This is a genomic window from Gilliamella sp. B2828 (assembly GCF_026537125.1).
Classification (GTDB): domain Bacteria; phylum Pseudomonadota; class Gammaproteobacteria; order Enterobacterales; family Orbaceae; genus Gilliamella.
Window position 1 is genome coordinate 16118 of record NZ_JAFNMU010000015.1, and the last position, 24242, is coordinate 40359.

Below are 24242 nucleotides of genomic sequence, written 5' to 3' on the forward strand. Positions count from 1 at the left end.
AATTTATTATTCTCCAAAAAAATATTTACTTTTATCCATTAAATTCTTCAACGCTTATAATTTCATAGCTGTTATATGTTGTGTCGTAACGTAGTAGAACAGCTGTATCCCCACGTTTGAATTGATATGAGTTAGTGCATCTAACTTGTAGAATTAAACCAGCTCCACCATCATCGTAAATAGCTTCTCCTTTATTTTCATTCACAAAACTCGAACGAATTTCAACAGTTTGCCCTAAAAATGATTTATGACTATTGGTGCTTTCTAATTTACTAAACAGTGGTCTAAGAGGTTTTATGATAAATGCGGTAAGGTATACTGCAGCAATAAAGGCAATTATGAAAATGAAAAAACCAGCTATGTAATAAATTAGCAATAAATCACACAGAGGTAACATAAAGAAACGAAATAAGAAATAACAGATCGACCATCCTATTAATGAAATCAAAGTAATAATAAGTGTCATTGGAACTTTATTAAAACCTAATTTCATCAATAGACCCGTAAAGCCGGATGGAGTATTTGGAATGTCTAATGGTATATCATCAATATCGACATTGAGTTGTAAATCTAAACAATCAATGCTTAAAATACCAAACGCCGCAACTAACCAATATAATACACAAAGTGTTAGTAACCCACTAAATATAATTACTGGAAAAGAAAAAAATATTCCCCAGAAAAGTTCCATTATTTTCCCTTATATCATTCTCTTGAACTAACTAAACTTAATCAGTTAATCAATTTATTGCTTTAACGATTTTCACTTGAACGTATGTTTTATTAAATAGATTGATTATCATGCTTTTCTTTTAATCTTGCTAATATTGCAGCCGCATTTTTATTACCTGATTTGATTCCTGCGGCTTCAAGTTTACTATCAAGCACATTTTGATTATCAAATTTAGCCAATTCATTTTTAGCTTCGATAAGCGCACTGTTTTTATCTTGACGTTTTTTTATTCTATCTAAAGAATCTAAAGCAGTTTGTAATTTTGCAGTTGAGCCACCATAGCGCTGTGCAACTGCTGATTGCGCTTTTTGAACGCTTTCTGTTGCTTTTACAATATCTACTTGCTGTTTTAAATTTCGAATATTAATTTCTGTTTGTGAAATGGATTGACGTAAACTCTTTACAGTTTCATCATAGTAAGTTTCTTGTTGTTTATTATTTTCGAGTTCATTTTCAAGAATCCCAAGTTTTTCTGCTATTTCAACTGCTAGTTCTTCATTGCCACTTTCAAGAGCTTTAATTGCATAACTTTCATATTCATCTATTTTAGATTGTGTTTCTTTAATAACTTTAGCGGCTAATTTCTGTTGTGCAATTATATTAGCTAGTGATTCTTTAGCTTGTTTTAATTCACTGTCTGCATCGCGAATTTCTTGATCGAGTATTCTAAGTGCTTGAGTGTCAATGATTGCTTCTCCTGCTTCATTAATACCACCCCGAAGAGCTGTAACTAGTTTTTTGAAGATAGCCATATTTTAATCTCCTTATTATTTATATCGATTTATTAGTTAAGAGTGATGTGATGTTCATAAGCTTCTGTCGCTTTAATAACATTGTCAGATAGAGTTTCTAATTCATAAATGATGTTACTTAAGAGTGAAGATGAACTTAACGCACCATACATAATGTAGTTGACTGATCCGTCTCCAGCTTTTTCAATTGCTATAGTTGATAACGGAAATAGTTTGCGAGTACATAAAATTTCCTCATTAAATTGAATTTTATTTTTGACCATATTGATTGGCCAAAGTAAACATTCAACAACAATTTGTTGATTTGATATGCTTAAAAATAGAGGCAAATCACCGTATTCATGCATGATAATATGTAAGCAAGCATCTATACCATCAATAATTTCAACACTTGCATGATTTTGTTTAACTAATTCTGATTGCATTAATTTGTTAAAGAGCTCTTCAATTGACCAAATTTGATTTCTTTCCATTTTGTTCACTTCCTTATTATTATTAATATTATTGTTTTTGACTAATGAGTGACGAAATTGTTTTTCAATTTCTAACAATTTCGTTGTATTCTCAGGTAAAATCCAAACTTCTTTTTTGATCAAACCTTGTTCACGTAACCGTTGTCGATATTGTTGCTGATAAAAAGCTGAATTTTTAGTCTCTTTAGTTTTTTTCATCAAGTTTGTTCGGTATTTGTTAAATTTATGTAAACAATATTAACACAAAAATATCACATGTAAATATTACATGTGATATTTTTATCAAAAAAAAACCCGCATAAGCGGGTGAAAAATAATCATAAATATACATTAAGATATTTATTTAGAAATCAATATTTAAACCTAACTGGAATGTTCTACCTGGTGCGGTAAACAGGTTTAGATATTTATGATCTGATGTACTGTATAATTTATTATTGCTCAAGTAATCCCAGTATTTTTGATCCGTGAGGTTGTAGATACCTCCACTCAATTTAATATTATCGGTAATATTAATATAACCTGTTAAATCAACAATACCATGACCTGCGATTCGAAAATAATCTACTGATGAATCTTTGATTGGCTGACCTTCGTTATTATATGATTCTCGAGAAGTTGCATCCGCTTTTTTACCTTTTTGGAATGTTGCTATTAATGAAACACCATAGAACTTGTTTGGATCATCCCAAGATAAACCAATAGTACTTTTTAATGGAGCAATCGTATCCATTTCAATGTATTTATCGCCCAAGTAACTTGATTTTGATTTCCCTTGGTTATAACCAATAGCGAATCGTGTGCTTAAGCCATTTAGTGATTCTATCCAAGTACCAATATTAAATTCACTGCTTAATTCAGCACCATAAGTATAGGCTTTGTCACGGTTTTCTGATTGATAAACGATACGATTACCTATGCCAACAAAATCTTTCCTATAACGAGTGAAAGCAATAAAGTTTTTGTACTTGTTATAAAAAGCAGAAGACGATAACGTAATTCCTGATATTGGTTGACCTTTTAAACCTAGTTCAAAATTATCACCCGTTTCCGTTTTCAAATTGGAGTTGCCAACGAGTACATACATAGTGCTATGTGCTAAATAAGTACCATATAATTGATTTTGATTTGGCATTTGCGCGCTACGTTTATATTGTAGATAAGCAGTAAAATTTGGATTGATATCATACATAAATGCCATTGATGGTAAAACTTTGAAATCACTGTTACTACTATACTGTTTACCTAATTGATGGGAATCAATATTTGATACGGACATGTTTTCAAGATTGCGTGGCTTAGTATTTTGATAGATTGCTCTAACTCCTGGTACTAAATAAAAGTTATTACCATTGTCAGTACTAAAGCTGATGCGATCTTCAAAAAATCCACCAAGCTGATAACTTCTACTGTCTGCTTGTGGTTTAGTATAATCACCGTCAGGAAAAATCTCTCCATATTGTGATTTAGCGGATGAAAAGAAGGGGGATTCATCTTCACTCCATTTTGCATTCAGACCAGCACTTATTTTTTGATTATCAATGTTTTTTATCAAAGTAGTGATTAAATTATACGCTTTGGTATTATAGTTGGTTTGAGTATAAAAGTTTCCTTTGGATTTGTGCTGTAATTGTGTGTCATCAAAGACATTGGTACGCTGGTAATTTAACTGCGTAGTTAATGAGTCAATCCAACTCATATTGGTGGGTTGCCATAAATCTTTAATGGCTAAATTAAAGCGGTTATTTTTACTGCGTTGATGGTCGAACGATTCTATTTTTTTACCGTCTTTGTCCCAAGTATCATAATGTGAGTTTTTGGTTTTATTATTGTAATCGATCGTCGTATTAAGTAAATGTTCTTCCGTCATTTGCCAGCCTAAGCCTGCTAAAATTGAGTTAGAGTGCCAATTTTCGGGATAACTACTTATTGAATCACCATAGTTTCTTGTTTGTTGGCCATCTCGACGACTTACTACAATAATGCCATTAAGGTGATCATCACCACCAGCCATCGTAAGTCCTTGATGATAGCTTCTATCTGCACTGTCATAATTATTCTGGAATCCAAAATAACGGGTTTTACCTGGATATAAATAATAGCTAGCCGTTTTAGTTTGGAAAGATACTGAACCACCCAAGGCATTATTGGCATTACTTACCGATGTGGCGCCAGATTGAATATCAATTTTGTTGTACATGTAGGTATCAATGTAATCACGTCCAATACCATAAGAGCCGAATCCTGCTCGACCTACAGAATTAACTCGACCTTGAGCGATAGGTAATGGCATACCGTCAATGTCGATTGATACACGGTTAGCATCTAAACCACGAATATTATAGCCAGTAAAGCCCCCTCGGTCCCAACTACTTTTACCACTGCCAGAACCGGAGATATTACCTGGTGCTGAAATGAGAGGTTGGTAACGCATGATAGTACCAAAATTAGTACCACCGTCACGGCGGATATCTTGTTCTGATATTTCAGTAATTGTACCTGGTTTTTGGGTCGTTTCGTGTGCGGTGACTGTCATGACATCGTAACTTTCATCATCATTTCTATCCGTAGCCATTACCGGCATGGTAATCGTCAAACCTAGAGCTAAAGTGCTGGTCACCTTTAATTTAGTACAATTAATCATTTTAATCCTTTTAAATATAATAAACTAAATAAAATCAATTAGATTAAATAACAATTCAGTGAATTATTTTTTAATTCAATCAAGTTGCTAAACAATTTTTTATTTCGATTTTTTCTAAATCTTTATTGAGAATAAAAGCTGTCATAAAGAATTTTTGCAACCTCATCGACTCGAGGCCCAATACCGAATAGGTATCCATCATCGATAGTAACGATTCGATGATTTTTGAATGCTGATGTTTCAGTAATCCCAGGAATAGTGTCAATTTTATCCATCCCGCCAAGTTGCAATATTGAGTGGTTATTTAAAATGATAACATCAGGATTCATTGCAATGATTGATTCCGCTGTGTAGCTTTTATAACTGTTGTGTTTAGCGAGATTTTCACCGCCAGCAATAGTGATTAAAGCATCAGCTGTGGTGTTTTTACCCGCTACTGAATTGGTTCCTCCCATGCTCATTAAAAAAAGTACTTTGGTTTTATTGGGGTGCATAGCGATCTTATGTTGGATTTGTGAAAGATTGCTTTTAATATGTTCTATGAGCTTTTTTCCTTGATCGGTTTTATGTAATTTGTTGGCTATTTTTTCAATATTTTCATACAGTACTTCAAGGGTTCCAGGAACACGTTGTAAGGATAAAACATCAACTTTGGCTTGAGCGACTTGATTTATGACATTGTTGGGCTCTGCGTCACTTAAAGTGATAAATAACGTTGGTTTTAAAGATAAAATGCCTTCGATATTTAATAATTTCCAATAGCCAATTTGGGGTAGTTGGGTGACGGTTTGTGGATAAGTGCTCGATTTATCGACGCCGATCACTTGATCACCTTCACCAAGCGCAAAAACAATTTCGGTCAAAGATCCACCTGCAATAACAATTCTATTCTGAGCTGAGCATGTATTTATGATCCCATTAAAGGTAAAAATTAACAAAAATAGACTTAATTTTGTTACAAAATTCTTCATTATTTACTTCCTGTGTGTAGACTTTAATAGCTGCGTTAATATAGTGAAAATGATAACTATTATCAACAAAATTGTTTTTTATTCCTAAATTTTTTAAGAAAAATGTTTTTGCTTAGTGATGTTTTTTTAACAATATCAATATAAATAATTGGTTAATACGAATGGTGAGGATTTAGTAAGAAGCTTAAAAAGTAAACGAATTACAAAGAAAATAAGTTAAAAAACATTTTTTTGTAAAAAAATAATAATATAAATATCAAAGAATTATAAAAATGGTTAATAAAAGATATTGCTAAATGAAAATAATTATTATTTAATTTTACGGTTTATTTATTTAAGAACGGTTGTTATGAAATCATTAGATGTCAGCACTTTTTTTGCTCAAAACGCTACTTTGCCTTTTAAAGACCGCTGGGCTGTTATGCCTTTGCAAGCAAGTATTCCATTATCACCTCATGAAGTTGACTCTCAGTGGAACGCGATTCAATCAACCCCTCTAAAGGGAAAAAAAAGGTTAATTTATATTCATATTCCTTTTTGTGATATCCATTGCCAATTTTGTGGTTTTTACCAAAATCCATTAAGAAAATTTAATACTGAAACTTATATTAATTATTTAATTAAAGAAATATCGCTAGAAATCAGTAAAACCGCAATGCAATCTGCACCTATTCATGCTATTTATATTGGAGGAGGAACGCCCTCAGCTTTGGCAGCGGGACAAATAGGGCGCGTTATTCGCTATATAAAACAACATGCACCTTTAGCACCTGATTGTGAAATTACGGTTGAAGGCCGTATTTCTGACTTTGATGATGAACGTGTTGATAGTTATATTGAAGCGGGAGCGAATCGATTTTCAATCGGTATCCAAACCTTTAATACTGATATTCGACAACGGTTAGGTCGTGAATCCAATGAGCAACAAATTATTAGAAGCTTTGAACGTATTGCTGCTCGTGATAGTGTGGCTTTAGTTTGTGATTTAATGTTCGGTTTACCAAATCAAACTACTGAGACTTGGCAACGTGATTTAGAAATTGTCAATGAATTGTCATTAGATGGTGTAGATTTGTATTCACTTAATCTTCTACCAACTACCCCCTTGGCTAAAGGTGTTGAAAATAAGCGTATTAAAATCCCGTCAATTACCGATAAATGTAATTTTTATCATCAAGGTGCAGAATTTTTAGCTAAACAAGGTTGGGTACATTTGACCAATGCACACTGGGCTAAAAATAGTCGTGAACGAAATTTGTATAACTTTTTAATTAAGCAAGGTTCTCATTTTTTTGCATTTGGGTCTTGTGCTGGTGGGCGATTAGGCGGTCAGTCATTTATGATTCATCGTGATTTAAATCAATATTATGCTCAACTTGATGAGGGTAAAAAACCAATTATGATGCTCACTGGTAAACCAGTGATAGGCGAATGGCTTTATCGATTACAAGCAGGGATTGAAAAAGGGCGCATTGATTTAACTCAACTCACTGAGCAATATGATCTCTTGAAACCGCTAATTAAGCAATGGCAACAAGTTGGGCTCTTGGAAAGCGAAGATTATTGTATGCAACTAACTTTATCTGGACGTTTTTGGTCAAGCAATATAGTTCAAGCACTGCAACAGTTATTGCTACAGCTTAATAATCCCGAATATATTGAAATACAGAAACAAATGGCTCAAGCGAGACAAGCTATGAATAGTCATCCAGCAATGGCTAGATCAAATACTGAAAGAACGAAACATTCACATCAAATTTCATAATTATAGGATACTATTATGACAGATAAACTAAGCCTTTTAGATAATTTAACCGCTTATATGAAAACTGATCCAGAGGAGCTATTAGAAAAAATTGCTCAAGATTATCATGTTACATTAACACAAGTTATTCAAGCTTTACCTGAAGCGAAAATTGTTGATGGAAGTAATTTTGATACCATTTGGGAAGAAGTTTCAACATGGGGAGATGTGCTATTTTTAGTTCATACTGGAGATGTAATCGCTGAAATTTCTGGCGAATTACCATCAGGAACTCATAGCCAAAAATACTTTAACCTTCGTCATCAAAAAGGATTAAGTGGTCATATCAAAGCTGAACATTGTCAATATATTGCTTTTATTGAACGTAAATTTATGAAGATGTCCACAGCTTCAATAATATTCTTAAATCATACAGGACAAGCAATGTTTAAAATTTTTGTTGGTCGTGACGAAAAGCATCAATTAAAAACCGATCAATTAGACAAATTCCGTACTTTAGCAAAAAAAATTAATTAACTATAAGTTACTCACAAAATGCAGACATTATTAATTTTTGGTGTAAGCCCTAAACAAGGTACAGGTTTTCAAATTGCTCATTTAGTTAAGCAATATCACGCGAATTGGCGTTGCATTGTATTAGTTCGTGATGCTGATTTTGCTAACCAATTGACTAAGCAAGGTTTTGAGGCTCATGTTGGAGATGCAACCGATTATACATTGGTTAAAAATCTATGCAAATTAGCTGGTAGTGAAGCCACAATTATATCAACTTTGGGCGGTGAAACGGGTAATTATTTAGCTCAACGAGTGATTATCGACTGTGCTGAACAATCTTCTATTAAACAGATGGTTCTAGTCACTTCATTAGGGTGTGGTGATTCATGGTCTACGTTGTCAGAACGTGCTAAACAAGCCTTTGGTAATGCAGTACGTGAAAAATCATTAGCAGAGGTTTGGTTGCAAACTAGCCAGTTAAACTTTTTGATTTTAAGACCAGGCGGATTACGTAATGGTGAAATGACGCTAAAAGCTGAGTGTTATTATCAGCAAGAAGTACATGGTTTTATTTATCGTACAGATTTAGCGAAAATGGTTATTGACAAAATTGTCAATCAACAGATTGACAATCGAGCTTACAGTGTAGTTGATCCTAGCTTGAACATAACCTATTAATTGACTCCATTAGGAGAATAAATTAGAACAGATAAGAGGATAATGGGTGCGCAAGTATAGTCATCGTTCTTTGTTGTGGGGATTATTTGCCATTCTATTGGCGCTAATTCTATTTTCTGCAAATTCTGGCGCGTTAAAACTAACCCTTGATGAATTAGTGGATATGTCGGTGGATGATCCGTTATGGAATATTTGGTTAAATATACGTATGCCACGAATAATGTTAGCTATTATTGTAGGAATGGCATTAGCGACCTCTGGCGCAGTGATGCAAGGATTATTTCGTAATCCTTTAGCTGATCCAGGCTTACTTGGCATTAGTAGTGGTGCGGCTTTAATGGTTGGTTTCTCTATTTTGTTTCCTGCTGTTTTTCCACCGATTATGATCATGTATGGCAAAATGGTAGCAGCATTTGTTGGTAGCTTTTTTATCTGTTTGTTAATTTATCTTTATAGCATAAATTCGCAATGTAATTTGGCTAAAATGGTATTACTAGGTGTTGCAATAAATGCTGTCATTGGTGCGATTATGGGTTGTTTGAGTTATATTAGTGATGAAGCGCAATTGCGACAACTCTCTTTATGGTCCATGGGGCATTTAGGTAAGGGATCTTGGGAGTTAGTTTTGGTTGCCTTATCACTTATCGTTCCTGCTTTACTTTGTTTATTGAAGCTTTCTCATCAACTAAATATTCTCCAACTAGGTGACGAAGATGCTCATTATCTAGGTATTAAAGTGCGAAGAATTAAGCAGTATTTATTATTACTTTCTGCTGTACTGATAGGTACATCCGTCGCAGTTAGTGGCATGATTGCGTTTGTCGGTCTAGTTGTACCACATATGATTCGATTACGAGTCGGTGCCAATCATCGCTGGTTATTGCCGGGATCAGCACTGGGTGGTGCTTGTTTATTACTACTAGCAGATACCTTTGCGCGTACTTTAATTGCGCCTACCGAAATTCCAGTCGGACTTTTCACGAGTCTAATTGGTGGCCCTTATTTTATTTGGCTAATTTTAAGACATAAATAATAGATGGTATTTAATGATGTTAACTGCTGAAAATTTGACTTTTGGTTATGCTAATCGCACTTTAATTAATAATGTGTCTTTAAATATAAAATCCAGTGAAATGGTCATTATCATCGGTCCTAATGGTGCCGGTAAATCAACACTATTACGATTGTTAACAGGTTATCAAAAGCCAGTTTCAGGTGAGTGTTACTTATTCAATAAACCATTATCACAATGGTCTGAAACACAATTATCTAAAATTAGAACTGTTATGTTGCAACAAAGCCAATTAACTTTTCCATTTAAGGTGAAAGAAGTAGTGGCAATGGGACGCACTCCTCATGGTAAGGCTAATTTTGAGGTAGCAATACAAGAATGTATGCAACAAACAGATTGTTTAAAACTGGCTGATCGTGACTATCGTAGTTTGTCAGGGGGGGAACAGCAACGAGTACAATTGGCGCGTGTATTAGCGCAGTTATGGCAACCTGAACCTACAGAAAAATTACTATTTTTGGATGAACCGACATCTGCTCTTGATTTATATCATCAACAACATACGTTAAGATTATTGAAACAATTAGTTTGCAAACAAAAATTAGCAGTTTGTTGTATTTTGCATGATCTTAATCTCGCCGCATTATATGCGGATAAAATTATATTAATTCATCAAGGAAAAATTGTTGAGCAAGGGGCGCCCGCGGAGGTGTTAACGGTTAAAAAAATTCATCAATGGTATGGTGTTGAATTAGGAATTTTTAATCATCCTAATCATTCGTCGGTACCTCAAATATATTTAAACCTTTAACCATTTAATCTCGATACTCAATCATTCGCTGCATTTTGAATCAAAATCAGTATATAATTAAGGAAACTTAATAAATGGGGCTAGTAATGATTAACGAAAATAGTGATTGTTCTATTCTGGTTTCCGATCTCCTTGCAGCACAACCTGTTTTTAGTTGCCAATTGGATGGAAAAGGCAAGGCTAATGCTTTGAGTGATAAAACTCAAGCTTCAAAGACCCAACCTTATTGGATACATCTTGATTTTGCTAACAGCAAAACAATCAATTGGATCAATCAAACAAAACTCATTCCTGATCTTGTCAAAAATGAGTTGATAAAGCCAAATCAATTTCCAAAAGAAATTCGCTGCGATTCTGGGATTTTAGTCGTACTGAAAGGCGTTAATTTCACACCCAACGAACTTCCCGATCCCATCGTCACTTTTCGATTTTATATTACGGATAATTTAGTTATCTCAACCCGACACCAAAAAATAGACGCTATTATTAAATTAAAGGAAAATTTAGAGAAAGGAATTGGTCCTGTAGATGTTGCCGATTGGTTGATTCAACTATCTGAATTAATCTGTGAACAAGCTAATTTATCATTCGATGGAGTTCATAATAAAATTATCAAATTAGAAGATCTACTTTTAAATCAGCGAGTTTTTTCTCATAAAGAAATAGGAAGAGTTCGTAAACAACTTTTCATATTACGTCGTTTACTTTCACCACAACGAGATATTTTTGTAAAAATTTCAACAGAACGAATATCTTGGATTGATGATAATGATCGCCAACGATTGCATGATATTTCAAATCAACAAAATCATTATGTTTCTGAGATTGACAGCTGCCTAATTAGAATTGGTTCAGTGATGGAGCAAATTAACAGCATTTTGGCTGAATCGACGAATAAACGTATCTATTTAATGTCGCTGTTCACCATCATATTTACACCAATTACTTTTATAACCAGCTTACTTGGGGTTAATTTGGCGGGCATCCCTTTCAATGAAAAAGAATGGTCTTTTATCGGTTTAATTTTACTGCTTATTGTTATTAGTATTGCTTCAGTATTATGGCTCAAACTCAAAAAATGGTGGTAGCTGATGGATTTTTTAATTACCGATAAGCTATGATTCACCTTAATGAGGTTATGAATCTAAACGGCCTTAAATCATTTTTTGAGATTACACCTCAAACATTAATTCATGTTTATTGGGAAGGAAATATTCGATCTGCTTGTAAAGCTAATCTATTGCAACTAAGTTCAGTTGTAATTAATATTGGTGGTTTCTTTTTTGCAGGTCAACCAAATCAGGATATGCCTCACCATATTCCAAAAGGATACAGTGATAATTATGCAATCCTGATTCCCTGTGATAAAACCTGCAAAATTTGATTGGAAATGACCTTCGCAATAATGATGAGAAAATGATATATTTTAGTTTCTATCTGGCTACAATTTATAATATCCAGAAACTACAATTAATTATCTTAAAATAACCTGAAACAACTTATTAAAAGCCATTGATGAAAAAATTATCAGCAAATTATCAATCTCAAATGAGCTAAAGATTTTATAAAAACTATCATTTATATTAAGAGTTAGAAAAATCAGGATTAGGATTTATTAATTTAAAAGATAATGTTATTGTTTTGTTGCATCATCTTATTTAACGTATAATGAGTGTACTGAAATTGAAGTTGATACTGTAATTCATGAAAGACAAAAAGGATTTGCATTGTTTTTTTCTACAAAGTTAATTTTAGCCTATTTGGATCGTAATATATCGGTCAATTTTGATGCGCATAATCAGTCCTCTATGAAAATCGCTACCAAATTAGGCTCTATCTTAAATGAACCCTAAAGCGATTATGTCGTTTGAAATTTATGATTAATACTTATTATGCAATCTAATCAATATTTTCGTTTATTTATTGCTGAAAAACCGAGCTTAGCTAGGGCTATCGCTGATGTATTGCCTAAACCTCATCAAAAAGGTAATGGTTTTATTCGAGCCAGCAATGGAGACGTGGTTAGTTGGTGTATTGGGCATCTATTGGAACAAGCAACACCAGAGATCTATGATGAACGTTTTAAAAAATGGTCTTTAGATGATTTACCTATTATGCCTGAGAAATGGATATTAATTCCAAAAAGAAGTACCGAAAAGCAATTTAATATTTTAGTCGATTTAATTAAATCTGCTAAGCAAATTGTGCATGCAGGTGATCCCGATAGAGAAGGGCAACTGTTGGTGGACGAAGTATTAAACTATTGTCAGCTATCCCCAGAAAAACGCAAAACTATTAAGCGCTGCTTAATTAGTGATTTGAATGCTAGTGCAGTTGAAAAATCTCTTGAACAGCTACGTAGTAACCAAGATTTTGTACCTTTATCGACTTCTGCATTAGCCAGAGCTCGGGCTGACTGGCTTTATGGTATGAATATGAGCCGAGTTTGTACCTTGGTAGGACAAAAAAATGGCTATCGTGGCGTGTTATCAATTGGTCGTGTGCAAACGCCTATTTTAGGATTAGTGGTGAGACGCGATTTAGAGATAGCCCAGTTTGTGCCTAAACCGTTCTATGAAGTAATTGCTATTTTGCAAACTAAGGATAACGAAACGTTTAAAGCTAAGTGGCAACCAAGTGAAGCTTGCGAACCTTATCAAGATGAAGAAGGTCGAGTACTGGTTAAAGCATTAGCTGAGAATGTTTGCCAGCGCATTAAAGATAAGTCAGGAATAATTGATAAAGTAAGCAATAAAAAGAAGGAACTTGCTCCACCAATGTTGTTTAATTTATCTGCTTTACAAATTGAAATGGCGAAAAAAACAGGTTTGAGTGCACAAGAAGTGCTTGATATTTGTCAATCATTATACGAAAAGCATAAATTAATCACTTATCCCCGTTCGGATTGTCGTTTTTTGCCTGAAGATCATTTAAAGCAAATTCATGGAGTTAAATCAGCCATTGAAAACAATTGTCCCGATCTGCAAACAGCAATTGACAATGCTAATTTTTCATTGCGTTCTAAAGTATGGAATGATAAAAAAGTTGAAGCGCATCATGCCATTATTCCTACCTTACGTAAAGTCAACATGGGCAGTTTATCCAATAATGAGCAAGTTGTTTATCAAGTTGTTGCAACTCAATATTTAGCTCAGTTTTATCCCGCCTATCAATATGCTGAATTACAAATTGATGTCGAGATTCAAGGAGGGAAATTTATATCAAAAAATAATCAAATGATTGATGAAGGTTGGAAGGCTTTATTTAGAAGCAAAAACGCTCAACTTGATAGCAATACGGAGGATAATGTTGGCAAGGATTTCTTAATTAATCTCATCAAAAAAGGCGAACATGTCCAATGTATCGATACCGAATTGCTTAGTAAAGAAACTCAACCACCAAGACCATTTACGGATGCTACATTATTAGCAGCAATGACAGGCATAGCTCGCTTCGTAAAAGATCCTGAAATTAAAAAGATTCTACGTGAAACAGATGGTCTAGGCACTGAAGCAACGCGTGCCAGTATTATTGAGCTGCTATTTAAAAGGCAATTTCTAATTCGAAAAGGCAAATTAATTTGTTCTACTGAAGTTGGTAAAAATTTGATTTTATCACTGCCTGATATTATGTCTATGCCCGACATGACTGCACATTGGGAATTACAATTAGAGGAAATCAGTAAAAAATCATTTTCGTATCAGCAATTTATGCAAGAACTGAGTTTATCATTATCAGATTTAATTGATCAAATGAAAAATACACGATTGAAGATTTGTGCATAAACCCCATATTTAAAAAACAGCATAAAACGTATTAATGTAAATGTTTATTGGTTTATTGTTATTCAATCGGTTAATCATAATGTATGATTGTTTGCGTGTCGTTATAATTTTAAATAGTGGTTTTTCGCTCTTTGTGACAAAGATTGGTTTTTTAAAACGACTAAATAGGTTTTCAATCAATTGACTGGATCGAGTGCAAAACGATATGTAGTGAGCAAAATCAAAAAAGAGTTAGAATCGAAATGACGACATTGACAATACAAGATGAGTTAAAAATCAATCATTAACCCAATAAGTGCAAATGTTAATATCCTATCCTAAGCCCAACTTGTTTAATTGAGTTGAGTTTAACTGATATTAAGCGATTTTGTTAAATAGTAAAATATTGGGTTAATAAATTTTGTTATGTCAGAACAATAATATTATTCAGCTTAACACTCACTGATGGAATAAAAAATATTTTCTTTTTCTATGTCACCAAATTTATAAAAACAGATCTTATTCTAACGTGATTTCTTTGATATTGTATTCATAATCACATTGTAATTTGGTAGTGTCATTCTTTATAAAATCTCGGCATATTTAACGAAATTTATAAGTGTTTACTAGAACTTTGCCTTTTATAAACAAAATAACCAAGTGTGAAGATGATTATCGATTGGAGCAGTTATTATGGAGTAGGTTGTGATATTTCCATCTTAATCATCTAGGTTAATTAATCATATTTTAATAATATCTGATCTCGGACATAAGAAGTATTAATTCTATGCTGAATTGCAACTTTATGCATTTTTAAGTGTTGTTTTTAAGCGAACTCGACATATTTTTCTGTTTACAGGTTGACTTCTTTTTGTGAAAAGCGTATAACTTGCCCACCTTGGAGCTTTTCTTTCTTTTTTAACTATAAAAATGGTTTAAAAATGAGGGTAAAGAAAAGTTGAAATCCAAAGGTTAGAGTTCAATTTACAGGAGAAATATGGACACTCAATCGGGTCACCCCAAACAGTGGGGAGATAAATTCAAACGCATCATTATCGGTTAATGAACCTGTCTAAATAGTTATTTTTTCAGTTCACGAGCCGAAATTGATAAAAACGGTAACGGTGAACGATATGCAGTTTTCTAAATGCTATCACTCAAATTCAAAACATCATTGCGCCCTAAAAGTGCTTCTAAGAGTGTTATATCTTACAGATAAGCACCTAGAACCACCAAGTTGTATCTAACTCTTAACTCATTTTATTTTTTTCTAAATTTTTATTTTATGCTAAGCATCAGCTTAAATGGCTAGTTATTGCTTTGCGTTTAGATTTTAGCAATTAGGACTTAAATGCTTAGTTATGATTTAACTAAAGTGTAGGTTTCTTTTGTCTAAAAAGTATGGATAGGTACAAACTATGATCAAAAAAACATCTAAAGTAAAGACAGAAAATACTTCAAACATAAAGGCTCTTGAAGAAGCTCAGAACAGTCTTGATAATATTTTATCTAATTTCCAATCAAGCCTATCTGGATTAACTCAAGAAAATGCTAAATCTCGATTGGAACAGTATGGAAAAAATGAAGTCGCTCGTGAAAAAGTACCTTCTGCTTTTGCTCAATTACTATTAGCTTTTAACAATCCGTTTATATTTGTGCTATTGATATTAGCAATAGTTAGTTTTGTCACTGATTACTGGTTACCACTACAAAGTGGTGAAGAAACCGATCTGACTGGCGTTATCATTATTTTAACTATGGTAACACTAAGTGGAATATTACGTTTTTGGCAGGAATTTAGATCAAACAAGGCTGCCGAAGCTTTAAAATCCATGATCCGAACCACCGCAACGGTATTGCGCCGAGCACATAAAGATATGAGCCCCGAACGCATTGAAATTCCATTAAGTGAAATTGTTCCAGGCGATATTGTTTATTTATCAGCAGGCGATATGATCCCCGCCGATATTCGTTTGATAGAATCACGTGATTTATTTGTTAGCCAAGCTGTATTAACAGGCGAATCCATTCCTGTTGAAAAATACGACACATTAGGCGCGGTAACTCAAAAAACCAGCGATAATGTTGAAGCTTCTGATCTTGATAAAGATAATGTGCTTGATGTTAATAATATTTGTTTTATGGGTACAAATGTAGTGAGCGGAACGGCAACAGCTATAGTGGTTGCAACCGGTGCTGATACACATTTTGGTTCATTAGCTAAATCAATAGTTGGATCAAGAGCCGAAACCTCATTCGATCGCGGCGTAAATAGTGTAAGTTGGTTATTGATTCGCTTTATGTTAGTGATGGTTCCTATTGTTCTATTAATAAATGGATTTACAAAAGGGGATTGGGGGGAAGCAACGTTATTTGCTTTAGCTGTTGCGGTTGGTTTAACGCCTGAAATGTTGCCAATGATCGTTAGTGCAAACCTTGCCAAAGGTGCCGTTGGGATGGCAAAACGTAAAGTTGTTGTGAAACGTTTAAACGCTATTCAAAATTTTGGTGCGATGGACATTTTATGTACTGATAAAACTGGCACATTGACTCAAGATAAAATCATTTTAGAACATCATTTAGATATAAACGGGCAAATTGATCCATCTGTTCTACAACTAGCTTGGCTCAATAGTTATTATCAAAGTGGAATGAAAAACTTGATGGATAAAGCTATCATCCGTTTTGCCGAAGAAAAAACCAGTGTCAAAAAAGTAGGTATTGGTTTTTATAAAAAAATTGATGAATTACCATTTGATTTTGTTCGTCGTCGTTTATCTGTTGTTGTTCAAGGTAATGATGATAATCATTTGATGATCTGTAAAGGTGCCGTTGAAGAAATGCTATCAATTTCGGATTTTGTTTATGAAAACGGAGAATATTTACCATTAGATGAAAACCGTAAACAAGCATTGATTGAATTGGCTCATAACTATAATAGAGATGGTTTTAGAGTATTAGCGGTTGGTATAAAAGAGATACCCTTTAACCAAACTAAAACTCAATATAATGTTCAAGATGAAAAAGCTTTAGCGATTCGTGGTTTTTTAACTTTTTTAGATCCGCCAAAAGAGAGCGCTTATGAAGCTATTTCCGCGTTAAACGAACATGGGGTTGGGGTTAAAGTGTTAACAGGTGATAATGAAATAATCACCATTAAAGTATGCCGCGAAGTAGGTTTAGAACCAGGTATTCCTTTACTGGGTACTGAAATTGAAACAATGGACGATGAACAGCTAAAAGTGCAAATTGAACAACGTACTATTTTTGCAAAATTAACTCCATTGCAAAAATCACGCATAATTCGTTTATTGCAAGATAATGGTCATACTGTTGGTTTTCTTGGCGATGGTATTAATGATGCACCGGCTTTACGTGATGCTGATGTGGGGATCTCTGTTGATACCGCCACGGATATCGCTAAAGAATCTGCAGATATCATTTTATTAGAAAAAAGCTTGATGGTATTAGAAGAAGGCGTTATTTGTGGTCGTGAAACTTTCGGTAATATCATGAAATATCTGAACATGACGGCTAGTTCTAACTTTGGTAATATATTTTCAGTATTAGTTGCTAGTGCGTTTTTACCGTTTTTACCGATGCTAGCGATACATTTACTTATTCAAAACTTGCTGTATGATATTTCACAACTCTCATTACCATGGGATAAGATGGATGACGAGTTTTTACAAAAACCACGTAAATGGGATGCTCGTAATATTGGGCGTTTTATGATTTGGATAGGACCAACATCGTCCATTTTTGATATCACAACCTATGCACTAATGTGGTTTGTATTTAGTGCTAATAATATTGAAGCCCAATCACTGTTCCATTCTGGTTGGTTTATTGAAGGTTTGTTATCACAAACGCTGGTTGTGCACATGCTTAGAACACAAAAAATTCCATTTGTGCAAAGTACAGCTGCATTCCCAGTTATTGTAATGACACTGTTAATTATGGCTGTGGGTATTTATATTCCGTTTTCACCTTTAGGTGGATTAATTGGATTGCAACCATTACCTTGGTCATATTTCCCATGGCTATTAGCAACATTATTCAGCTATTGCTGTGTTGCTCAATTAATGAAACGTATCTATATCAAACGTTTCGGCCAATGGTTCTAGCTTGATTAAAAACTATATAAATGATGTAAATTTCATTTATATAGTTAATTTATATCTTAAAAATTATATCTAATAAAACATCTTGTGAATCATACAATTACAACTAAAAGGAAATAACACATGAAAACACCACATAAAAATTTAATTGTACTAATCAAAAGTCGCAAACAAAAAAAGGCTCGAGGACACTTGATTAAGTAATAAAAAGCATAATCACCAATATCATAATAAAATCGTTGGTGTAATTAGGTAAGTTAATATACAATAAAAAACCCCATTAATTGGGGTTTTTTATTTATTCATTAATTTTTTGAATCTATTATCTGTCTAAAAATAACTATTTAATTAACTATAACTTTAAATGGTTATCATTGGTTTTTCTTAAAATATCATAAATTTCATCTTTCAGTTTTAGTTTTTGTTTTTTCAACTCATCTATCGTTTCGCTCGTATCAACAGTAATTCCAGACTCAATATTTTTAATTTTTTGATCAAGTTCATTGTGTAAATCAAACAGTTTTTGAAAACGTAAATCGTTATTTTTCAATTTAGAGATTAATTCGCGATATTCTGGAAACATAACGGCTCCTTATATTGGCTAGATGGATAATAAAAATAGCGGTTACTGCTAATTCAGCATACAATATTCTTTAAAACTTTAACAGTAAAAAGCATTTAATTGACAAAATAGGTAAATTGTTTTTATCCATCAAATATTAAACAACATTTTTCAAGAGGTTAATCCATGAATGAATCGATCATAATCGCCAAAAGCCATGGCAAAGATTTATCCATTATAGCAGCATTAGCTAATCGTCATGGTTTAATTACTGGCGCAACAGGTACGGGTAAAACAGTTACATTACAAAAAATGGCCGAAGGTTTTTCACAAATAGGCGTACCAGTTTTTCTTGCTGATGTGAAAGGCGATTTAACTGGTCTTGGGGAAAAGGCTATTTTAACGGAGAAATTGAAGGCTCGTTTAGATAATATACAAGTTAATAATTGGCAACCTGATGCATCACCCATTGAACTCTGGGATGTTTTTGCTGAAAAAGGGATACCTGTTCGTAGTACCGTATCTGATATAGGTCCGATTTTATTAGCACGATTACTCAATCTAAATGATATTCAATCCGGTGTATTGCAATTGGTTTTTAAAATCGCTGATGATAATGGTTTATTGTTACTTGATTTCAAGGATCTTCGTTCTTTAATTCAATTTGTTGGTGAGAATGCCAAACAATTTATAACTCAATACGGTAATATTTCACTTTCGTCAATAGGAGCAATTCAACGTGGACTACTGACGCTTGAACAACAAGGTGCTGAATTTTTTCTTGGCGAACCTATGCTTGATATTCAAGACTTAATACAAGTAAATGCAGAAGGAAAAGGAATTATCAATATTTTGTCTGCACAAAAATTATATAATTTACCTAAATTGTATTCTGTTTTCCTTTTATGGCTCTTATCTGAACTATTTGAACATTTACCCGAAATTGGTGATCCAGACAAACCTAAACTGGTGTTCTTTTTTGATGAAGCCCATTTGTTATTTAATGATATTTCGCCAGCTTTACTAGAAAAAATTGAACAAGTAGTACGTTTAATTCGCTCCAAAGGGGTGGGTATTTATTTTGCTTCGCAAAACCCGACAGATATTCCAGATACCGTATTAGGGCAATTAGGTAATCGTGTTCAACATGCTTTACGAGCTTTTACACCAAAAGATCAAAAGGCCGTCAAAACCGCTGCACAAACAATGCGTGCTAATCCAAGTTTTGATACTGAGAAAGCGATAATGGAATTAGGTGTTGGTGAAGCATTGATTTCTTTTTTAGATGAAAAAGGTCGTCCGAATATGGTCGAACGTGGTTTTGTTATTGCACCAGGATCGAAAATGGGGGCAATGTCTCCAGAAAACCAATCAGCAATTATCCAACATTCCCAGTATTATAACAAATATCAATCGACTATTGATCGTCAATCTGCTTATGAGATATTAAAAAATGGATTTTCATTAGATAACTTATCTAACTCTCTGTCTGATAAGAATGATCAAAGCGTAAATAACAACCCGATTAATCAACAAAATAAAAACGGTGGTGGATTACTTGATTTTTTCCGCTCAATATTCTTTGGTTCCACAGGACCAAAAGGTGGACAACATGATGGTATTGCCCAACAGCTAGCTAAAAGTGCAACTAGACAAGTAGTGAATCAAATTAGTCGAAAAATCACCCGTGGTATATTAGGTGGTTTTAAAAAATAATCAATTAAAGAGTTTATAATTCAAGTAACCCGTACGATAGGAGAATTTTGATGTTAAAAATGTTTATGGAATGGTATAAAAAGCGTTTTAGTGATCCGCATGTAGTGTCATTAATGGCGGTGATTATCGGCTTATTTATTATCATCTATTTTTTCAATAAAATTCTGCTACCTATATTAATTGCCATAGTGCTTTCCTATTTACTCGATAGTCCTGTTAATTTTTTACATAGAAAAGGTTTGCCAAGAACATTAGCAGTTATTATTGTTTTATTACTGTTTATGATGGTAGTTCTTGTCGGAATCATGATTTTACTACCATTGATTTGGCAGCAAAGTATTAGCTTGATCACTAATATTCCTAACATGCTTAATTTTGCTAATAATTTCTTAACAACTTTACCTCAACATTATCCTGAATTAATTGATGTTAGGTTATTTGACTCAATAATTCAAGGCATTACGAGCAAAGTTGTGCAAACAGGAAACTCATTATTACAATTTTCAATTGTCTCTTTGTTAGGGTTTGTATCCGTTGCAATTAACGCTGTTTTGGTACCCATAATGATGTTTTTTTTATTAAAGGACAAAACCAAGATATTAGCCTATTGTTCTAAAATTTTACCTAAAAATCGTACGATTTTAAATAAGGTAGCCGCTGAAATGGATATGCAAATCTCAAACTATATCGTTGGCAATGTGTTACACATAATCATTTTAGCTGTTTGTGTGTATATTCCATTTTGGTATTTTGGATTGGATTATGGTTTGTTGCTTGCAGTGATTGTCGGTCTATCAGTATTGATTCCATATATTGGCATTATTATTTCAACGATCCCTGTAGTGCTAATTGCCATCTTCCAGTGGGGAATAAGTCCTGAATTTACCTATTTAATGATCTGTTATGTTTTAATCCAAGCGTTGGATGGCAATTTATTGGTACCTTGTTTATTTTCAGAGAAATTAAATCTCCATCCGTTAGTGATTATTATTTCTGTGATTGTGTATGGGGGATTATGGGGATTTTGGGGAATATTTTTTGCTATACCATTGGCTACATTAGTTAAAGCTATTATTAACGCTTGGCCAACACCTGAAGATATTAATAATAATGGAATAAAAGAAATTAAAGCAGATTAAACAATTTAATCTGCTTGAAAAATTAGTTAGATTGATTTTCTAAATAGTCTAAAACGATTTCATGATGATCGCTTGTTTTAAAATTATCAAAAACTTTTTCAATATTCCCGTCTTTGCTAATTAAAAAACTAATTCGATGAATACCTTCATAGGTTTTACCCATGAATTCTTTTTCGCCCCAAGTCCCAAATGCTTGGGCAACTTCATGATTTTCATCAGAAAGCAAAGTAAAATTTAACAACTCTTTTTCAACAAATCGAGATAACTTTTCAGGTTTATCTGTACTAATGCCAAGGATCACCACATCGTATTGGTTGAAATCATCAGAACTATCTCGTAAATTACAAGCTTGCACTGTACAACCGGGTGTCATGGCTTTGGGATAAAAATAGATTAAAACACGTTGACCTTTAAAATCTTTCAAGCTGATGTACTCTCCATCTTGGTCAGGTAATGAAAACTCAGGTGCTTTTTCACCTTCTTTTAGAGGATTAACCATATAATATTTACCTATTTTAATAATTTAATTTTTTATCTCTGTAGTGTATTAAAAAATAGTGTCATGCCTTTTGTTTAAAAATAGAGAATTTATAAACTAAAAGTTTAAGTTACTAAAAAAACGATTTGCTGCATCAATTGTGTGATTGATCTCCCTGTCGGTATGTTTAATCGACATGAAGCCTGCTTCAAATGCAGATGGCGCAAGATAAACACCTTCAGCGAGCATATAATGATAGAATTTTTTGAATAATTCAATATTACACTGCATAACATCCTGATAGCTGCTTACTTCATCAGCGGTTGTGAAAAATAGTCCAAACATGGCACCTGCGTGATTGACTACTAAGGGGACATTATGTGTTTTGGCTGCTTTTTTTAGACCATTAACTAATACTGCTGTTTTATCCATTAATTCTTGATAGATACCTACTTCCATCAGTTTAGTCAAAGTTGTATATCCCGCAGCCATGGCAACTGGATTGCCGGATAATGTGCCTGCTTGATAAATAGGTCCAGTTGGAGCCAATTGTTGCATAATGTCAGCTCGTCCACCAAACGCACCGACAGGCATGCCACCGCCAATAATTTTTCCTAAACATGTTAAATCCGGCACTACATCATAATAATCTTGAGCTCCGCCCAAAGCGACTCTAAATCCAGTCATCACTTCATCGATAATTAAGAGTGCTCCATATTCATCACATAATGTCCGTAATCCATGCAGAAACTCTTTTCTCGCAGGAACACAATTCATATTTCCTGCTACAGGCTCAACAATAATCGCAGCAATGTCGTTAGGATATTGCTCAAATTGTTGTTTAACGGATGCCAAATTATTATAATCACACACTAAAGTATGTTTTACAAAATCATTAGGGACGCCCGGTGAAGTAGGATGACCAAAGGTGAGGGCACCAGACCCTGCTTTAACTAATAAGTAATCCGCATGCCCATGATAACAACCTTCAAATTTAATAATTTTATCTCGTCCAGTAAATCCACGAGCAACACGTATCGCACTCATGGTTGCTTCTGTGCCTGAATTTACCATACGTAGCATTTCAATTGAAGGCATTAACTGTGTAACAAGATTAGCTACTTTGGTTTCTATTTCTGTTGGCGCACCATAACTTAATCCATTGTGAATGGCATCAATAACTGCACTAGCTACATCGGGATCGTTATGCCCTAAGATCATTGGCCCCCAAGAACCAACATAATCAATATATGCTTTTCCATCAACATCATAAATATAAGCGCCATTTGCGCGTTCAATAAATAATGGTGTACCACCTACACCATTAAAAGCCCGCACAGGAGAGTTTACACCACCAGGCATTACAGATAATGCTTGATGATACAACTTTTCTGACTTAAATTTATTTAGCTTCATTGAGGTAACCTCTGTAAAAAAATTTGTTGTATTTATTCATAAAATCAAAATAAATTCAAGTTAGCGATTAAAAATTTATTTAATAGAAGTTTTCGTTTTGTATTTTCAATCAGCAACGGTATATAATATCGCTATCAAATATTGGGAGAAAAAAATGAGTAATGCTTTTCCGATTAACTTTACGGATGCTGCCGCTAATAAAGTTAAATTATTAGTCACAGAAGAAGAAAATCCAAACCTAAAATTACGAGTTTACATAACTGGTGGTGGTTGTAGTGGTTTTCAATATGGTTTCACTTTTGATGAAAATGTAAATGAAGATGATCTTGCTATCGAAAAAAATGGTGTATCACTTGTTGTAGATCCAATGAGTTTACAGTATCTAGTTGGAGGCACTATTGATTATGTTGAAGGCTTACAGGGTTCACGTTTTGTAGTAGATAATCCTAATGCAACATCCACATGTGGTTGTGGTTCATCTTTTAGTGTTTAATTAAACTACCGTTTTTTTATCATCCATTCGTAGTAGCAAAATCGTCGTATTGTTAACTAGCGTTTTGCTAATGCCACTATTCAGAACATAAATTTATGTACAATAAACCTAAATATTTTTATGTTCTGATCTTCAAGCGTGAAAAATTTGACGTTAAAAACTATATTCTAATTTAGCTCAAGAAAATTTATGCCTATTTGAATTTTACCGATTATG

Annotated in this window: 20 protein-coding genes and 1 pseudogene; 13 read left to right on the plus strand and 8 right to left on the minus strand. The window is 33.6% G+C overall.

Going from position 1 to position 24242, the window contains the following annotated elements:
* Window positions 1-31 precede the first annotated feature (31 nt).
* The 5 genes from J3U19_RS10620 to J3U19_RS10640 form a co-directional block, all read right to left on the minus strand.
* On the minus strand, window positions 32-691 hold the full coding sequence (locus J3U19_RS10620) for an OB-fold-containig protein (protein WP_267346273.1): 660 nt from the start codon (window positions 689-691) through the stop codon (window positions 32-34).
* A gap of 92 nt (window positions 692-783) precedes the next feature.
* Window positions 784-1485 (minus strand): PspA/IM30 family protein, encoded by a 702-nt coding sequence (locus J3U19_RS10625; protein ID WP_267346275.1) that lies wholly within the window; start codon window positions 1483-1485, stop codon window positions 784-786.
* Window positions 1486-1517: 32 nt separating this feature from the next.
* Window positions 1518-2156, minus strand: coding sequence for a YjfI family protein (locus tag J3U19_RS10630; protein WP_267340993.1), 639 nt, complete (start codon window positions 2154-2156; stop codon window positions 1518-1520).
* Window positions 2157-2301: 145 nt separating this feature from the next.
* On the minus strand, window positions 2302-4602 hold the full coding sequence (locus J3U19_RS10635; RefSeq protein WP_267346276.1) for a TonB-dependent receptor domain-containing protein: 2301 nt from the start codon (window positions 4600-4602) through the stop codon (window positions 2302-2304).
* Window positions 4603-4724: 122 nt separating this feature from the next.
* Window positions 4725-5573, minus strand: a complete 849-nt coding sequence (locus J3U19_RS10640; RefSeq protein ID WP_267346277.1) for a heme/hemin ABC transporter substrate-binding protein — start codon at window positions 5571-5573, stop codon at window positions 4725-4727.
* A gap of 349 nt (window positions 5574-5922) precedes the next feature.
* On the opposite strand from J3U19_RS10640, the gene hutW reads away from it, so the two are divergent.
* The 10 genes and pseudogenes from hutW (at window position 5923) to mgtA (ending at window position 18225) form a co-directional block, all read left to right on the plus strand.
* The gene (gene hutW / locus J3U19_RS10645; RefSeq protein WP_267340990.1) at window positions 5923-7338 is read left to right on the plus strand and encodes a heme anaerobic degradation radical SAM methyltransferase ChuW/HutW; all 1416 of its coding nucleotides are present in this window, start codon (window positions 5923-5925) and stop codon (window positions 7336-7338) included.
* A 15-nt stretch (window positions 7339-7353) separates the two neighbouring features.
* Entirely contained in the window at window positions 7354-7854 is a 501-nt protein-coding gene (gene hutX, locus J3U19_RS10650; RefSeq protein WP_267346279.1) for a heme utilization cystosolic carrier protein HutX, read from the plus strand.
* An 18-nt stretch (window positions 7855-7872) separates the two neighbouring features.
* A complete protein-coding gene (locus tag J3U19_RS10655; RefSeq protein WP_267340987.1) occupies window positions 7873-8511 on the plus strand; it encodes an NAD(P)H-binding protein in 639 nt (212 codons plus the stop codon).
* Window positions 8512-8557: 46 nt separating this feature from the next.
* Complete coding sequence (locus tag J3U19_RS10660) at window positions 8558-9544, plus strand: FecCD family ABC transporter permease (protein WP_267346281.1); 987 nt, start codon at window positions 8558-8560, stop codon at window positions 9542-9544.
* A 13-nt stretch (window positions 9545-9557) separates the two neighbouring features.
* Window positions 9558-10334, plus strand: a complete 777-nt coding sequence (locus J3U19_RS10665) for a heme ABC transporter ATP-binding protein (protein WP_416380239.1) — start codon at window positions 9558-9560, stop codon at window positions 10332-10334.
* 74 nt (window positions 10335-10408) lie between these two features.
* Entirely contained in the window at window positions 10409-11422 is a 1014-nt protein-coding gene (gene zntB, locus J3U19_RS10670; protein WP_267340983.1) for a zinc transporter ZntB, read from the plus strand.
* Between the two features lie 50 nt (window positions 11423-11472).
* Window positions 11473-11718 carry a hypothetical protein gene (locus J3U19_RS10675; RefSeq protein WP_267340982.1) on the plus strand — a complete coding sequence of 82 codons (246 nt, stop codon included), beginning with the start codon at window positions 11473-11475 and terminating at the stop codon, window positions 11716-11718.
* A 274-nt stretch (window positions 11719-11992) separates the two neighbouring features.
* Window positions 11993-12187 (plus strand): annotated as a pseudogene (locus J3U19_RS11595) (GNAT family N-acetyltransferase); the annotation flags it as partial.
* A 39-nt stretch (window positions 12188-12226) separates the two neighbouring features.
* A complete protein-coding gene (locus J3U19_RS10680; protein ID WP_267346285.1) occupies window positions 12227-14119 on the plus strand; it encodes a DNA topoisomerase III in 1893 nt (630 codons plus the stop codon).
* A gap of 1397 nt (window positions 14120-15516) precedes the next feature.
* On the plus strand, window positions 15517-18225 hold the full coding sequence (gene mgtA, locus J3U19_RS10685; protein ID WP_267340980.1) for a magnesium-translocating P-type ATPase: 2709 nt from the start codon (window positions 15517-15519) through the stop codon (window positions 18223-18225).
* A gap of 349 nt (window positions 18226-18574) precedes the next feature.
* On the opposite strand, the gene J3U19_RS10690 is transcribed toward mgtA, so the two are convergent.
* The gene (locus tag J3U19_RS10690; protein ID WP_267340979.1) at window positions 18575-18805 is read right to left on the minus strand and encodes a YdcH family protein; all 231 of its coding nucleotides are present in this window, start codon (window positions 18803-18805) and stop codon (window positions 18575-18577) included.
* A gap of 165 nt (window positions 18806-18970) precedes the next feature.
* Here J3U19_RS10690 and J3U19_RS10695 point away from each other — a divergent pair, with 165 nt between their 5' ends.
* Window positions 18971-20500 carry a helicase HerA-like C-terminal domain-containing protein gene (locus J3U19_RS10695; RefSeq protein WP_267346287.1) on the plus strand — a complete coding sequence of 510 codons (1530 nt, stop codon included), beginning with the start codon at window positions 18971-18973 and terminating at the stop codon, window positions 20498-20500.
* A 50-nt stretch (window positions 20501-20550) separates the two neighbouring features.
* Entirely contained in the window at window positions 20551-21639 is a 1089-nt protein-coding gene (locus J3U19_RS10700; RefSeq protein ID WP_267340976.1) for an AI-2E family transporter, read from the plus strand.
* A gap of 22 nt (window positions 21640-21661) precedes the next feature.
* Here J3U19_RS10700 and bcp read toward each other — a convergent pair whose 3' ends face one another.
* Window positions 21662-22138 (minus strand): thioredoxin-dependent thiol peroxidase, encoded by a 477-nt coding sequence (gene bcp, locus J3U19_RS10705; RefSeq protein ID WP_267340975.1) that lies wholly within the window; start codon window positions 22136-22138, stop codon window positions 21662-21664.
* A 96-nt stretch (window positions 22139-22234) separates the two neighbouring features.
* Window positions 22235-23533: a glutamate-1-semialdehyde 2,1-aminomutase gene (hemL, locus tag J3U19_RS10710; protein ID WP_267340973.1), complete on the minus strand. Its 1299-nt coding sequence runs from the start codon at window positions 23531-23533 to the stop codon at window positions 22235-22237.
* A gap of 154 nt (window positions 23534-23687) precedes the next feature.
* Between hemL and erpA the strand changes: the two genes are divergently transcribed.
* Window positions 23688-24026, plus strand: coding sequence for an iron-sulfur cluster insertion protein ErpA (erpA, locus tag J3U19_RS10715; protein ID WP_267340971.1), 339 nt, complete (start codon window positions 23688-23690; stop codon window positions 24024-24026).
* Window positions 24027-24242 lie beyond the last annotated feature (216 nt).

What these genes read in the sequence shown, in the direction of transcription:
- J3U19_RS10620 (WP_267346273.1), bottom strand. Translation starts at nt 691, where the DNA reads ATGGAACTTTTCTGGGGAATATTTTTTTCTTTTCCAGTAATTATATTT.
- J3U19_RS10625 (WP_267346275.1), bottom strand. Translation starts at nt 1,485, where the DNA reads ATGGCTATCTTCAAAAAACTAGTTACAGCTCTTCGGGGTGGTATTAAT.
- J3U19_RS10630 (WP_267340993.1), bottom strand. Translation starts at nt 2,156, where the DNA reads ATGAAAAAAACTAAAGAGACTAAAAATTCAGCTTTTTATCAGCAACAA.
- J3U19_RS10635 (WP_267346276.1), bottom strand. Translation starts at nt 4,602, where the DNA reads ATGATTAATTGTACTAAATTAAAGGTGACCAGCACTTTAGCTCTAGGT.
- J3U19_RS10640 (WP_267346277.1), bottom strand. Translation starts at nt 5,573, where the DNA reads ATGAAGAATTTTGTAACAAAATTAAGTCTATTTTTGTTAATTTTTACC.
- hutW (WP_267340990.1), top strand. Translation starts at nt 5,923, where the DNA reads ATGAAATCATTAGATGTCAGCACTTTTTTTGCTCAAAACGCTACTTTG.
- hutX (WP_267346279.1), top strand. Translation starts at nt 7,354, where the DNA reads ATGACAGATAAACTAAGCCTTTTAGATAATTTAACCGCTTATATGAAA.
- J3U19_RS10655 (WP_267340987.1), top strand. Translation starts at nt 7,873, where the DNA reads ATGCAGACATTATTAATTTTTGGTGTAAGCCCTAAACAAGGTACAGGT.
- J3U19_RS10665 (WP_416380239.1), top strand. Translation starts at nt 9,558, where the DNA reads ATGATGTTAACTGCTGAAAATTTGACTTTTGGTTATGCTAATCGCACT.
- zntB (WP_267340983.1), top strand. Translation starts at nt 10,409, where the DNA reads ATGGGGCTAGTAATGATTAACGAAAATAGTGATTGTTCTATTCTGGTT.
- J3U19_RS10675 (WP_267340982.1), top strand. Translation starts at nt 11,473, where the DNA reads ATGAATCTAAACGGCCTTAAATCATTTTTTGAGATTACACCTCAAACA.
- J3U19_RS10680 (WP_267346285.1), top strand. Translation starts at nt 12,227, where the DNA reads ATGCAATCTAATCAATATTTTCGTTTATTTATTGCTGAAAAACCGAGC.
- mgtA (WP_267340980.1), top strand. Translation starts at nt 15,517, where the DNA reads ATGATCAAAAAAACATCTAAAGTAAAGACAGAAAATACTTCAAACATA.
- J3U19_RS10690 (WP_267340979.1), bottom strand. Translation starts at nt 18,805, where the DNA reads ATGTTTCCAGAATATCGCGAATTAATCTCTAAATTGAAAAATAACGAT.
- J3U19_RS10695 (WP_267346287.1), top strand. Translation starts at nt 18,971, where the DNA reads ATGAATGAATCGATCATAATCGCCAAAAGCCATGGCAAAGATTTATCC.
- J3U19_RS10700 (WP_267340976.1), top strand. Translation starts at nt 20,551, where the DNA reads ATGTTAAAAATGTTTATGGAATGGTATAAAAAGCGTTTTAGTGATCCG.
- bcp (WP_267340975.1), bottom strand. Translation starts at nt 22,138, where the DNA reads ATGGTTAATCCTCTAAAAGAAGGTGAAAAAGCACCTGAGTTTTCATTA.
- hemL (WP_267340973.1), bottom strand. Translation starts at nt 23,533, where the DNA reads ATGAAGCTAAATAAATTTAAGTCAGAAAAGTTGTATCATCAAGCATTA.
- erpA (WP_267340971.1), top strand. Translation starts at nt 23,688, where the DNA reads ATGAGTAATGCTTTTCCGATTAACTTTACGGATGCTGCCGCTAATAAA.